The 12,609-nt window shown below is 40.4% G+C and carries 16 protein-coding genes; 4 read left to right on the top strand and 12 right to left on the bottom strand.

Features of this window, described 5'->3' with window-relative positions; genetic code table 11:
* Positions 1-22: 22 nt before the first annotated feature.
* The 5 genes from I592_RS05650 to I592_RS05630 form a co-directional block, all read right to left on the bottom strand.
* The gene (locus I592_RS05650) at positions 23-1,276 is read right to left on the bottom strand and encodes a methionine gamma-lyase family protein (RefSeq protein WP_010781179.1); all 1,254 of its coding nucleotides are present in this window, start codon (positions 1,274-1,276) and stop codon (positions 23-25) included.
* On the bottom strand, positions 1,260-2,504 hold the full coding sequence (gene hflX / locus I592_RS05645) for a GTPase HflX (RefSeq protein ID WP_010781180.1): 1,245 nt from the start codon (positions 2,502-2,504) through the stop codon (positions 1,260-1,262). Before hflX ends, I592_RS05650 begins: the two co-directional genes overlap by 17 nt.
* Before the next feature lie 78 nt (positions 2,505-2,582).
* Entirely contained in the window at positions 2,583-3,506 is a 924-nt protein-coding gene (gene miaA, locus I592_RS05640; protein WP_010781181.1) for a tRNA (adenosine(37)-N6)-dimethylallyltransferase MiaA, read from the bottom strand.
* Positions 3,503-4,237 carry a glycerophosphodiester phosphodiesterase gene (locus I592_RS05635; protein WP_010781182.1) on the bottom strand — a complete coding sequence of 245 codons (735 nt, stop codon included), beginning with the start codon at positions 4,235-4,237 and terminating at the stop codon, positions 3,503-3,505. The genes miaA and I592_RS05635 overlap by 4 nt, the downstream gene beginning before the upstream one ends.
* A gap of 79 nt (positions 4,238-4,316) precedes the next feature.
* Positions 4,317-4,832 carry a hypothetical protein gene (locus I592_RS05630; RefSeq protein ID WP_010781183.1) on the bottom strand — a complete coding sequence of 172 codons (516 nt, stop codon included), beginning with the start codon at positions 4,830-4,832 and terminating at the stop codon, positions 4,317-4,319.
* A gap of 390 nt (positions 4,833-5,222) precedes the next feature.
* On the opposite strand from I592_RS05630, the gene clpP reads away from it, so the two are divergent.
* Entirely contained in the window at positions 5,223-5,816 is a 594-nt protein-coding gene (clpP, locus tag I592_RS05625) for an ATP-dependent Clp endopeptidase proteolytic subunit ClpP (protein ID WP_010739616.1), read from the top strand.
* Between the two features lie 57 nt (positions 5,817-5,873).
* On the opposite strand, the gene I592_RS05620 is transcribed toward clpP, so the two are convergent.
* From I592_RS05620 to I592_RS05605, 4 genes are all read right to left on the bottom strand, one after another.
* Positions 5,874-6,515: a lactate utilization protein gene (locus I592_RS05620; protein WP_010781184.1), complete on the bottom strand. Its 642-nt coding sequence runs from the start codon at positions 6,513-6,515 to the stop codon at positions 5,874-5,876.
* A 115-nt stretch (positions 6,516-6,630) separates the two neighbouring features.
* Positions 6,631-7,254 (bottom strand): DNA/RNA non-specific endonuclease, encoded by a 624-nt coding sequence (locus I592_RS05615; RefSeq protein WP_244265184.1) that lies wholly within the window; start codon positions 7,252-7,254, stop codon positions 6,631-6,633.
* Between the two features lie 133 nt (positions 7,255-7,387).
* The gene (locus I592_RS05610; protein WP_010781186.1) at positions 7,388-8,332 is read right to left on the bottom strand and encodes an SPFH domain-containing protein; all 945 of its coding nucleotides are present in this window, start codon (positions 8,330-8,332) and stop codon (positions 7,388-7,390) included.
* Entirely contained in the window at positions 8,319-8,534 is a 216-nt protein-coding gene (locus I592_RS05605) for a hypothetical protein (protein ID WP_010781187.1), read from the bottom strand. The genes I592_RS05610 and I592_RS05605 overlap by 14 nt, the downstream gene beginning before the upstream one ends.
* A 146-nt stretch (positions 8,535-8,680) precedes the next feature.
* On the opposite strand from I592_RS05605, the gene I592_RS05600 reads away from it, so the two are divergent.
* The 3 genes from I592_RS05600 to I592_RS05590 all read left to right on the top strand — a co-directional run bounded on the left by I592_RS05600 (position 8,681) and on the right by I592_RS05590 (position 10,587).
* Positions 8,681-9,370, top strand: coding sequence for a CPBP family intramembrane glutamic endopeptidase (locus I592_RS05600; protein ID WP_010781188.1), 690 nt, complete (start codon positions 8,681-8,683; stop codon positions 9,368-9,370).
* A gap of 728 nt (positions 9,371-10,098) precedes the next feature.
* Entirely contained in the window at positions 10,099-10,317 is a 219-nt protein-coding gene (locus I592_RS05595) for a hypothetical protein (protein ID WP_010781189.1), read from the top strand.
* 15 nt (positions 10,318-10,332) lie between these two features.
* Positions 10,333-10,587 (top strand): hypothetical protein, encoded by a 255-nt coding sequence (locus tag I592_RS05590; RefSeq protein ID WP_010781190.1) that lies wholly within the window; start codon positions 10,333-10,335, stop codon positions 10,585-10,587.
* A gap of 47 nt (positions 10,588-10,634) precedes the next feature.
* Here the strand turns inward: I592_RS05590 and I592_RS05585 are convergent, their stop codons facing one another.
* From I592_RS05585 to I592_RS20685, 3 genes are all read right to left on the bottom strand, one after another.
* Entirely contained in the window at positions 10,635-11,009 is a 375-nt protein-coding gene (locus I592_RS05585; RefSeq protein WP_010781191.1) for a hypothetical protein, read from the bottom strand.
* Positions 11,002-11,475, bottom strand: coding sequence for a hypothetical protein (locus I592_RS05580; RefSeq protein ID WP_010781192.1), 474 nt, complete (start codon positions 11,473-11,475; stop codon positions 11,002-11,004). Before I592_RS05580 ends, I592_RS05585 begins: the two co-directional genes overlap by 8 nt.
* 96 nt (positions 11,476-11,571) lie before the next feature.
* Positions 11,572-12,609, bottom strand: coding sequence for a GH25 family lysozyme (locus I592_RS20685; RefSeq protein WP_016250189.1), 1,038 nt, complete (start codon positions 12,607-12,609; stop codon positions 11,572-11,574).

Genomic DNA, 12,609 nt, shown 5'->3' with positions numbered 1-12,609 from the left:
GAGCTCAAGGTTGAGCTCTTTTTTACTGATGATAGACTTCATTCACAGCGTTCGTTACTGCAACTTTGACGTGTTCAAATGTCAGACCGCCTTGAAGATATAACGAATAGGGTTCACGCAAAGGACCATCTGCACTCAATTCGATGCTTGCTCCTTGAATGAATGTCCCCGCCGCCATAATGATGTCATCCTCATAGCCTGCCATATAAGAAGGAATAGGGGCAACATAGGCATCGATGGGCGAATATTTCTGAATCGCTTGGCAAAACTGGATCATTTTTTCACGATCCCGAAAATCAATCAGTTGGATCAAATCCGTACGCTGCTGATCCCACTTAGGGGTGGAGGCCAAATCGTATTCTTCCAATAACGCGGCAGAAAAAACAGCGCCTTGAATCGCTTGGCTCACCACATGAGGTGCCAGGAAAAATCCCTGTAACATATCAAAGACACTGCCAAGCATCGCACCGCCTTCAGCACCTACACCTGGTGTTGTTAAGCGATAGGCACAACGCTCGATCAATTCCTGTTTCCCAGCGATATAGCCGCCTGTTTTAGCGATTCCGCCACCAGGATTTTTGATCAATGATCCCGCCATCAAATCAGCACCCACTTGCGTCGGTTCCAATAATTCAGCAAACTCTCCATAACAATTATCGACAAAGATCACGACATTCGGCGCGATCGTTTTGACAAAATCACACATTTCTTTGATTTTTTTTATCGTAAATGAGGGCCGTGAGGCATAGCCCCGTGAACGCTGGATCGCAATCACTTTTGTTTTATCCGTGATCTTCGCTTTGATCCCATCAAAATCAACGGCACCGTCTTCCAATAAGTCAACTTCGTCGTAACCGATGTTGTATTCCTTAAACGACCCGATTCCATTGCCTTGTACGCCGATAACTTCAAGTAATGTGTCGTAGGGCGTTCCGGTAATATAAAGCAGATCATCCCCAGGACGCAGCACACCAAATAACGAAGTGGCGATCGCGTGTGTCCCAGAAACGATTTGAGGGCGTACGAGTGCAACTTCCGCGCCAAAAGTTTGTGCGTACACAGCTTCCAAAACATCCCGTCCCTGATCGTCATTCCCGTACCCGGTAGAAGGTAAAAAATGGCTTTCCGAAACATGATTCTCTCGAAACGCGGCCAAGACTTTCGCTTGATTTGATAACGCGACCTCTCGTACTTCTTGCAATCGACCAGCGATTTTTTGATCGACTCGGTCGACTTTTTCAACTAACTCTGGTGCTAGATCAGTTGTCCAATTCATCATCCATTCTCCTAATCCAGAGAGAATTCTTCTTAGCAAACCCACGGACGATATAGTGTTCGTTTTCTTCATCAAAGGTTTCACTCAAGACAAGGGTCTCTCGTTTCATTTCACTTAATGCCTGGCCTTCATCCGCATTCAACGTTACTATATAAGGCTCTAATAAATTCATGATCTCCTGCTTGATGGAATCCTCAAGTAATTCCTTGCCTCTGTTGGTCTTTGCTGAAATCAACACACTTGGAAACAAGGTCGGAGTAAATGTAAATTCATCAATACGGTCGGCTTTATTGTAGATCGTCAGCATAGGGATAGTCTCCATGTGTAGATCTTTCAATAAGTCATTTACTGTCTTTTCTTGTTGCTGACGGTCCTCAGCACTAGCATCAACGATATGGAGCAGCAAGTCCATGCCGCGGCTTTCTTCCAGCGTGGACTGAAACGCATCCACTAATTGCGTCGGCAAATCTTGAATAAAGCCAACAGTATCCGTGATCGTCGTTTCCATCCCTTGAGGAAGATGCCAACGCTTTGTCAAAGGGTCCAACGTCGCAAATAGCTGATCCTCAGAATACGTATCTGCATTCGTCAGCAGATTTAGAATAGTCGATTTCCCGGCATTCGTATAGCCAATCAACCCCATCTGGAAAACGCTGGATTGCTGCCGTTTTTGCCGGCTTCGTTCCCGATGTGCTTCGACTTCCTTCACTTCTTTTTTGATGGCAGAGACCCGACGACGAATATGACGGCGATCGGTTTCTAGTTTTGTTTCCCCGGGTCCACGTGTCCCGATCCCACCACCGAGCCGCGACAAGCTTTGCCCTTGCCCAGTCAGTCGAGGCAATAAATACTCTAACTGTGCTAGTTCCACTTGCAGCTTTCCTTCTTTAGAACGCGCTCTTTGGGCAAAAATATCTAAAATCAACTGAATACGATCAATCACAGGAACACCAACCCGCTCCTCGATGGTTTGGCTTTGACGCGGCGTCAATGCATGGTTGAAGATGACCAGCTCTGCTTCATGGGCGTCTACCAATTGTGCCAGTTCTTCTACTTTCCCTTTACCGATGATCGTTTGACGATCGATTCTTGGACGTTTTTGGGTCAATGAAAAAACTATTTCGCCATGAGCCGTTTTGGTTAGTCCAGCCAACTCATGCATCGATTCCAAAAAGTTATACTTGGTCTCATCTGTTTCGACGCCGACTAAAATGACTCTTTCTGACAATTCGTTTCCTCCTAAGTAATGCTGCTGTATTTTTTAAATAAAAAAAGACTCTTTCTGCTTCTTAACGGTCGATTTCGTCTATTCTTTCTCGCTAGACAACCATTTTTCTATAGCTGCTTCGACCTCGTCAATTGCTTCTGGATGTTGAACCAGATCATACCAATGAACCGACATCCGATTTCGAAACCAGGTCAATTGACGTTTTGCATATCTTCGTGAATGTAATTTTACTTCCTCGATCGCGCTGTCCAATGAACACTCGCCTGAAAAATAGGGGAAGAATTCTTTATAGCCAATTCCCTGTGCCGCCTGAACTTCTGGAGTCTTTGCTAATTGCCTTGCTTCTTCCAACACGCCTTGCTCCACCATTAAATCCACACGTTCATTGATTCGTCGATACAAGCGCGTACGCTCCGTGTTCAAGCCGATCAAAAAGCTGTCATAAAGTTCTTTCGGTTGTTCTTTCGGTTCTAAAATAGAATGGCCCGTCAATTCAAACACTTCCAGTGCTCGAATCATTTTTTTTCGATTATTGTAATGGATTTTTTCCGCAGCCAATGGATCTTTCGCCTGCAGGAGCCTCCACAGGGCTTCATTCCCTTCAGCTTCAGCGATCGCTTCGTATTTTTCTCTTAATGACTCGTCCGTTCGTTCGCCTTCACTTCCAAGTTTGTAGTCCCATAACAACGATTGGATATAAAGTCCTGTTCCGCCGACAACAATGGGGACTTTTCCTCGATCAGTGATTTCTTGAATCACTTCTCTAGCCGCCTGTTGGAAGTCGGCTGCAGAATAGCTTTGGTCTATATCTCGCACATCTATCAAATGGTGCAAAACGCCAGCCTGTTCTTCTAAAGTCACTTTTGCAGTCCCGATATCGAGGCCGCGGTAGACTTGCATGGAATCGCCGCTGATGATCTCTCCGTCAAAACGTTTGGCAAGGTCGATGCTCAAGCTCGTCTTACCAACTGCTGTCGGTCCCACAATTGCAATTACTTTCATTGCTTATACCTGCTTCTCGCACGAATCGCTTTTTCCGGAAAATCAGTGATGATTCCAGCGAGGTTCTTTTCATAACAAGTCATCATCGTCTCGTACAGATTTGGCGTCCACGGACGGATGGTTTTCTCATAGTTTTTGGCGATTTCTGGATTCTGTTTGACCCAATCATAACTAGGATGCAAGCCCTCAATAAAATCAGTATCTAGAACGACTTGGCTTTTTTCTAAGTCATTTTTTTGAATCAGATCATATTGAGCATCCGGTTCAAATTGATGCATGATGTGCAGCGAATCAATATTGAAACTTGCATACCAATACGTAAATGGCCACTCTTTACTAGTCATGACCGCCGATATTTTTTCTTCGATCCCAGGATAATGGAATTTATTTGTTTTGATCTCAATACACAAAAAACCGCGAAAGCGCATTTGCAGCAAGAGGTTCAAGACTTCCTGCAAGGTCGAAATCTTCGTTGCTTGGTATTTTTCATCAAACCAGCTTCCAGCATCTAGTTTTTTTATTTCCTTTAATGTCAACTCACGGATCAAGCCCTTTCCGTCAGTCGTTCGATCAACGCTCTCATCATGAATCACGACTAACTGCTGATCCGCAGTTAATTGAACATCCAGTTCGATCCCGTCTGCACCGGCTCGCACTGCTTCCATAAACGCAGGCAATGTATTCTCTGGATGTGTTCCAGCACTCCCGCGATGAGCAATAATTACTGTCATCTATAGTCACCTCGTCCGTAGTCAACGATCATTTTTCAATAACCTGACATAAGTCTGCTCACGAGTATTCGTGAATGTATTATTGTACGTTAAAATAGCGTAATGGTTGTTTTGTTGAGCGAGATAATTTTTGTTTTTTCTCGTTCAATATTTCTAAAAGTTGTTCAGAGAAGGTCTCCATCACAATCCGCCCGCCTTTATAAGTATAGCCGCCGATTTTGACCGTTTCTTCAGGGGATAAAATAACTTTTCGATGGGAAATATTTTTGAAGAATTCTTCAATTAAATAGTTTGGCAAATAAAAATTATTTTGCGCTGTGAATGAGTTCAAGTAGATAAAGTCATCAATCGTAATGTAGCAATCATCAAATGAATTAAAGGATACATATTCTTGCATCATCACATTGCGCTTTGATAAAACCTCATTGATTTTCTTGTTTAAAAGGTTAATTGTCTCGATTTCTTTGACCTGATGTTCCAGTTCTCTTTCACGAATATGGCGCGAATCAATATATCTAAAAACAAAGTAGACGGCGATCCCCGTCAAGCCTGCCCCGATCAATACACCGATTAGTCCGATTAATGCAATTTCCACATTTGTTCCCTCCCAGTTCCTATTAAGGACTATTTCTTTAAAAACACGTCGCTGTTCACTATGCGATCCCTTTGAAAATTTAAAAAATGAGACGATCGCTTTTAAAGATATAAATAAAAAAAGCTCGTCTAATTTATAACATTTTTCTGTGATATACCATTTTTTGAAGGATACACGATAAAAATAAAATCAACGAATGAATAGTTTGTTCTTTTCGTTATTAATAGTACCATATTTTCGTGTTTCTAGGATAGTTTGATACGTCTTAAAAATCGAAGCCTTCCATTTGACCAAAACTGACCAACGTTGTATACTTTCTTTAAGTTTTAGCAATCCAACCTCGTTTGTGCTAAACTAAATTACGAACACTATTTTTAAGGAGGATTCACTATGAATTTAGTCCCTACAGTCATTGAACAATCATCTCGTGGCGAACGTGCTTACGACATTTATTCTCGTTTATTGAAAGACCGCATCATCATGTTAAGCGGTGAAGTGAACGATGATATGGCGAACACTATTATCGCCCAATTACTTTTCTTGGATGCCCAAGACTCTGAAAAGGATATTTATCTTTACATCAATTCACCAGGTGGTAGCGTATCTGCCGGTTTAGCGATTTTTGACACAATGAATTTTGTCAAAGCCGATGTGCAAACCATTGTACTTGGTATGGCTGCTTCTATGGGAAGCTTCCTGTTGACCGCTGGCGCGAAAGGCAAACGTTTTGCATTGCCAAACGCTGAGATCATGATCCACCAACCTCTTGGTGGTGCGCAAGGACAAGCAACAGAGATTGAAATCGCTGCTCGCCACATTTTGAAGACCCGCGAACGTTTAAACAACATTTTGTCTGAACGTACTGGTCAACCGATCGAAGTCATTGAACGTGACACAGATCGTGATAACTTCATGTCTGCCGACGAAGCAAAAGCTTACGGTTTGATCGATGAAGTAATGGAAAACAGCAGTTCTTTAAGCTAAACACAGAAAACCGAGGAAAATTCCTCGGTTTTTTTGTGTTCTCTATAAAATACTCTCCTATAACCCAACATCTTCAAGGATCAAAAATAAAAGGATGCGGTCTTTCTCCATTGAGCGGCGAGTAATCGCGATCGTATTACAAATGCATTCTGTGTTCAGACAGTCTCCGCAAGTACCTTTCTTTATACAAGGGGTCTTTTCTAACCCTAAACGGTGGGCATTCAATGGCGCCGTGTTTTTGCGAACCATTTCTAAGGTAGTCTCAAGATTCCCATACACTTTTCTCATACTGACAAATGCGATTACTCTATCTGGTCCATACGTTAACGCAGCTACCCTGTTGCCAACACTATCGACGTTTACCAATTCTCCCTCTTCAGAGATCCCGTTGATACTAGTCAAAAAATAATCAGCAGTCAACGCTTGCTTCATCACTTGATGCCGCGCTTCCACCGAATTCGTTTGTTCGCGATCAATCATTTTCTGATCACGCTGATACAACCTTTCAATTATCCCAGATTGTTCCACTGTAATAGAGCCGCCAAGCCCTACTGTCTTGTTCGGATCAATCATATCTAACGCATGATCTGCTGCTTCCTCTAAATTTCGACAAATGATTGGTTGAAATTGTCGGCGCGCTAATTTTTTACTAAGCGTCATTGCTGCAGCCAGATAACGTTCCCGTTGGTACTCTTCCATTGTTCGCACCCCTCTCCTTTAGCTTCTTCTTTATTCTCAAGGAAATTTCTCATAATAACAATAGGATAACGACTTTTTCTAATAAAAAATCACCCAAATTTGGGTGATTTCTTTACTACTTTTGCGAGTAGCCTGTTTGATAATCAATCGTAATGCCTTCTTGCACATTATAAACAAAAAGGTTAAAGGAAATTTGATCATCTTCGATACTTTCCGCCTCCATTTGAATGCCTCGCGCAACCAATTCTTCCCCTTTGAAATAAGGCGTCACCCGATAACGGACATGGTGATTGGTTTTACGTATATAATTTCCGATTTCCTTTTCGTGATCGTTCATCCCAGGGTCATTCAGTGAAGCTGTTCCCGTCATCAAGTTTTTAAGATTGTTATTTTCTCCTGAAAATTGATAGGCGATCAAATGGGCTCGATTATACAAAGGCTCATCGTTGTAAAATTTTTGATGCCAGCCGGTCGGTTTGACAAATAAGCGTTCCCGTTCTTGGTGGGGCATCAATTCTTTTCCTAACATCGCATTTGCAACGCCAACTCGATTCAACGCGTCGAGATCAGAAAAGCTTGTCCAAGTACGCTGCTCAAGAGAAAGATCCTTTTTAGAAAAATCAGGTTGGTTATGATTTATCTCAATTGTTTGATGCTCACCGTCATACTCAGGAATCTCTGATAACTGACTTATAGCGACTTCCTTGTTTGAATTTCCTGATTGGCTTTCCGGTGCTATCTGGGAATAAAGTCCATATATCCCGGCCAACGCAATGACGATTGCGGAAATAATTTTTGGTGCTTGCTTCTTTGCTGCGATGGTTCTCAACTCCTACTTTCTACTATTAGTGTCTCCCATCACACGAATCTCTTTAGTTCGTTTGTTTCCAAATTTCCTTGATTGCCGGTACATTGCCGAGTTCGGTTAAATTACTTGGCATAATAACAGTATTGCCATTGTTTTCAACAACGTGCTTGAAGGCTTCGATCCCCAAGTAGGCAATCATTTCATCCGTCAAATTACTTTCTGCAATGGCTTTATTGATTTCTCTGATTCGAGAAGTTTCCGCTTCGGTGATCTTTTCAATCCGTTCCGCCTCTGCTGCTGCATCGATTTTCGTCCGTTCGGCGCGGGCATCTGCATCGATTTTAGTTTGTCTTGCTCGAGCTTCCGCATCGATCTGCATTTCAGAGGATTTTGCTTCAGACTCTAAAATCACAGACTGTTTTTTCCCTTCCGAAATGGTGATCAAGGATTCTTTGTCTCGACTAGCAGTAATTAACTTATTCATCGAATTGATGATCTCGTTGGAAACCGAAATCTCTCCGATATTGATCCGATCTATGGATAAGCCATAACCGGCCGTAATGTCCTTCACACTCTCGTAAAGATTAACATTGATTTCTTCTGTGCCGTTTAATACCTCGTTCAGTTCCATTTTACCAATGATGCCTCGTAAATTGGATTGGCAATCTTGGATCATAGACGTGACAGAATCTTCATTATCATACACAAAAGCCCGTGCATCTGTCACGTGATATTTTATCGCTTCATCGATCTCTACGATTACATTGTCTCGAGTAATCACACTTTGCGGTTCGATCTGAATAGGCGTTTGCTTTAATGACACACGACGGCGCACAACATATAAAATAGGGATCAGAAAATGCAGTCCCGGGTCGATTGTTTTTACATACTTCCCAAAGCTTTCTACGACCTTGACTTCCCCTTGCTGAACAATGACTACCAACTGACTAATGATAAACAAAACGACGACAGCTATGATTATAAATAAGATAATATTAACGATGAACAAGATAATTCACATCACTTTCTTCTAAATTATTATTGATGACAACAAGCAATTCACGACTGGTAAAATCAATGACCTCCAACATGTCGCCTATCTCTGGAGGCCCGTTTACTACTTTAAAATCATACCAACTGCCTAGAATTCGGATTGTTCCAATAACACTTGTTCCCTTGCTGCGAAAACATTTCCCCATGGTCTTTTGCATCTGATAATCCACACTCTCTCAACCCCTTTTTATTAGCTTCTTTTGATTATACCAAAAAGTTGCCAAAAGAAATTTTTCTTTCGTTCATATTGCTTTACACTTCTTGCCTATTTTTTTACACTTATGCAAGAAAGAGAGGTAACGATATGGAAGCAACAAAAAAACAATGGTGGGGACTTCTGATAATCCCTTTGGAATTATTGATAGGCGACTACCTTTTTCCGCTCCTTCATCTTGATAAGGACCCAAAAATTTCTTTGTTAAGTTCAACTGGTTTATTTCTAGCAGGTTTTCTGATTATGATTTACTTATTTCATGATTTTCTAAAGGAACAGTGGCAACTATATCGTCATAGACTTTTTCTTAAATTGCTGTTGAGTATCGTCTTAGTCGCGATCGCTTTCTTTATACTCAGTTTCGTACGCAGAATGATTCCTAGTGAACTTCTTCAGCTTCGCAGTTCAGAGAACACTTCTGGGCAAACACTCAGTGCTGGTTGGGCCGTCTTGGCCGCTGTCTCACCGTTTATTGCTCCTTTTGCTGAAGAATTGACGTTTCGCTATTTATTGCTAGGAAAGTTTTCCAATGGATTTTTACGGATCGTCATGCTTTTCGTTCAAGGAATCTTATTCGGGCTGGTTCATTGGAACAATTTTAACGGGAATGTCTATGCCATGATTCCCTATATGGTATTGGGTGTTTACTTAGGCTTGATCTATTTATTTACTAAAAATATCTGGGGATCTATTATGGTTCACTGGATGTTAAATACAATGAACTCGATGTTTCCCGCTCTTCTACTATTTGTATTAAGCTTTTTTGGAATCACCACGTAATCCTCCATATCGGGGGATTTTTTCGTGTCTGTTTCCGATACCGTTTTTAGAGTTTAGTCACCAATATCGTCTTGTCCAGCTAAGAACGCTACAGCATTCAAGGAAAAGCTTTTTATGAATCCCCATAAAAAAGCCTTCATTAAACGAGTTTTCTTCGTTTACCGGTTAAAATCACAACTAATCATCCATGCATAATTCGCTTAAAAAAAAATATAAAAAAACCAACGCTCAGCCACAAACGTTGGTTTAATAAGGATAAATACCCCTGAGTGGGAGAACCCTCCCACATCACCTTTAGCATACATCAAGCACAGATTGAATAGCAAGAGTCCGCCAAAAGAAAAGTAAAAAATACCAAAAGCACCGCGACTGATCACAATCAAGTCCACGATGCTTCAAAAAGCGGGTGACGGGCTTCTAGATAAAGTCTGACAAAAAATAAATAACTCATAATCACTTACAGTGCCTTTTTTATAAGCTACTATACTTTTGCGAGCAGATTATTTTTTGCGTAATTCATGCGTAATCCCTATTTTCGATTAAAAAAACACATCTTGAAAATACTTCAAACCACATACTCAAAAATATTTCCAATCGCTACCATTCCATCAAGCTTACCTGTTGTGATCCAATCATCTTCCGCACCCACATTATATCAGAATTCTTAATAAATTGTTCGCTTTACAAATCAGAACATACGTTTGTATAATGTCCGTGAGGTGATCGGTATGATGGAAGATTTTATAAGAAGAAATATTGGAGCTGAATATGCTGGTTTTTATAAAAATTGTAGCAAACAGACAAAAACAAATATTGATATAGAAATGCTAGCCTATCTTACTCATGCAGATTCGGAGCAGCCTGTTTCTCTCAGAGAAGAAACGGTTATCAAAAATGGAAAAATAAAGAAACGATATATCATTGAAGCTGATTTAAAAAGAAATTAAGTTGAGGTGATCCATATGCAAACTAGAAGTGGTATTGTGAGTAGTATCAAGATAATCAAGTATTCTGAGCGTCCCCTCGTCTATTTTAAGCTTGATGATAGCAGCTGCTTGATTGCTGGTCACTCGTTGAATTTTCTTGCTGATGTCGAGGACGGCATGCGAATTGCAGTTGCTGGTGAGTACAATAGTAGGAAACAGTTTGTGGTGAAGAAGTATGCGGTTATTAGCAAGACGAAGATCATGATGGAGTTTGAAATGATGAGAATATAAAAATAAACCCTCCACAACCAACTAAGGCTGTAGAGGGTGTTTTAGTTTTAAGTAAATAAAGATATTGCTAAACTCAAAAGACCGATAACTATTGTACCTATAATATATCGGCGTGTTTCGACAGCATCTTTTCTATCTTCTTTACTTTGTTCATTTAATGCGATTTGCAATTTGTCAGGAATAGTTTCTGATATGGAGTCTATTTTATTATTAACAGATTCGAACTTAGATAAAAGTGTTACTTGATTTAATTCGATTTGATGAGTTAAATCCTTAATCACTTCATTGAATTCTTCTTTAGTTACATAGTTTGACATATCTCCTCCACCTCCGTCATCATTGCTTTTAGAACGTGCCATAGGAAATTCTACATCTATTTTTTCGTTTGTTGGGAATGGATAAATTTTTTCTCGATTACTCATTGGCCTGATCAATCCTTAAATATGTTTTCGCCACATCTAATTGCTCATCTTGCTCATTAGAAATCCATATCTTGAATTCAATTTCATCTGGTTCAAAAATAGTAAAATCAGGCAGAGTAAAATACATGCTGGAAATTCCATATTTTTTCCCATCTACAACTTTTGCATTTTGTTCAGTTTCTTGTATTGGACGCGCAAAATCGAAAGGACCATAGGATTCAGGCGCTAGAAGTTTGCCTTCGCCATCTCTTACAGAAATACCTAACTTATATATTTTCCCAATCACTAAATTAAAGAAAATAGCCTTAGCAACAGGGCCATCAGGAACTTTGCCTTTATCTTTGGGGCGAATCGAACTTTCATATAATGGCAATCCAGAAAATTCTTTAACAGCTCCTCTGGCTAAAGGTGTATCGTTTTTTAGCTCTTGAACTAGAAAAAAAGCTGATATTTTTTCTTTAATCATTGATGATCCCCATTTCTTCTAATATTCAAGAGTATTATAGCATATTTTAAAAGTAAACTATTTAAATTTTTGCGTGATTCTAAAAGTGATTTTAGTTTATTTAATATCGTGATACCAGCGAGTTTCATAGAAATCTTGGAAGCCTCCAGCTGTATTCCCCTTCGGATCATTTGTTGCACGAAGTAGAACGATTACAGAATGGCCCTTGAATTGCGCTAAATCAAATTCTGTTTTAAATCCAACCTGGTCATAAGATAATCCAAATGCTTTTTTAACATCTGGACGGGCAATTGGTTTGACTTCTTTTCTGGCAAGCTCCTTATTTTTTACTCGATCCATAACGATAATAAACTCATGCTTTGAAGCAGTTGTATGCCAACCTTCCACTACTAATTTGTTACCTACTGGACCAAAACGATCCAGATGAGCTTTGTTTTGCGGGAATTTAGGATCTTGCATAATTGGGAAGTGTTGCCCCGCGGTTGTTGGATCAACTGTTTTGTTTGGCTTAACTGGCTGAGGTGCTGGACTAGGCTTATTTGTTTGAGAAGGATTTGCGTACTTATTCCATTGTTCTTTAGTAATATAGAACTTACTACGATCTACGTCAGCAGCACTATACTGCCATCCAATCATACTTTTCCACGGTGAAATATTATAGATAAATTCTGGAGCGTTCCAATCCCGTTGAGTGTTTGTCGGATAACCTGCAAACCATAAAGCACAATCATTCACTAGGTTTAAGCAACGATCAATATCTTGACGATTGCCGTAAAGCACACACCAGACACCCGTTTTTTCATGTACGCGATTGACGAATTGACGTGCCCAATTCGTATTATTGTAAGATGCGTTTTGATATTCTTCCCAGTCTAAAATCAAAATGGCTTCACCAATATATCCTTTAATATTTGCTAGAAAATAATCGGCTTCTGAAATGGGGCTTCCACCTCCGGCGTAATGATATACCCCGAGTAATAATCCATGCTGTTTTGCTAATTGATACTGAGCATCACACTTAGGATTAATATACCCCGTTCCCTGTGTAGCTTTAACAATACAAGCATCGGCCCCAGCAGTGATTGCTTGTTGAACTGTTTGATGTGAAGCCACGTCTACTACGTTTAATACCAT

This window comes from Enterococcus gilvus ATCC BAA-350 (assembly GCF_000407545.1).
Taxonomy (GTDB): Bacteria; Bacillota; Bacilli; order Lactobacillales; family Enterococcaceae; genus Enterococcus_A; species Enterococcus_A gilvus.
This window is presented reverse-complemented; position numbering and strand designations above follow the sequence as displayed.

Coding starts and splice junctions, on each gene's coding strand:
- I592_RS05585 (WP_010781191.1), bottom strand. CDS start 11,009: ATGAGTAATCGAGAAAAAATTTATCCATTCCCAACAAACGAAAAAATA.
- I592_RS05600 (WP_010781188.1), top strand. CDS start 8,681: ATGGAAGCAACAAAAAAACAATGGTGGGGACTTCTGATAATCCCTTTG.
- I592_RS05605 (WP_010781187.1), bottom strand. CDS start 8,534: ATGCAAAAGACCATGGGGAAATGTTTTCGCAGCAAGGGAACAAGTGTT.
- I592_RS05650 (WP_010781179.1), bottom strand. CDS start 1,276: ATGAATTGGACAACTGATCTAGCACCAGAGTTAGTTGAAAAAGTCGAC.
- I592_RS05580 (WP_010781192.1), bottom strand. CDS start 11,475: ATGATTAAAGAAAAAATATCAGCTTTTTTTCTAGTTCAAGAGCTAAAA.
- I592_RS05590 (WP_010781190.1), top strand. CDS start 10,333: ATGCAAACTAGAAGTGGTATTGTGAGTAGTATCAAGATAATCAAGTAT.
- I592_RS05620 (WP_010781184.1), bottom strand. CDS start 6,515: ATGGAAGAGTACCAACGGGAACGTTATCTGGCTGCAGCAATGACGCTT.
- I592_RS05595 (WP_010781189.1), top strand. CDS start 10,099: ATGATGGAAGATTTTATAAGAAGAAATATTGGAGCTGAATATGCTGGT.
- I592_RS20685 (WP_016250189.1), bottom strand. CDS start 12,609: ATGGTATTAAACGTAGTAGACGTGGCTTCACATCAAACAGTTCAACAA.
- clpP (WP_010739616.1), top strand. CDS start 5,223: ATGAATTTAGTCCCTACAGTCATTGAACAATCATCTCGTGGCGAACGT.
- miaA (WP_010781181.1), bottom strand. CDS start 3,506: ATGAAAGTAATTGCAATTGTGGGACCGACAGCAGTTGGTAAGACGAGC.
- I592_RS05635 (WP_010781182.1), bottom strand. CDS start 4,237: ATGACAGTAATTATTGCTCATCGCGGGAGTGCTGGAACACATCCAGAG.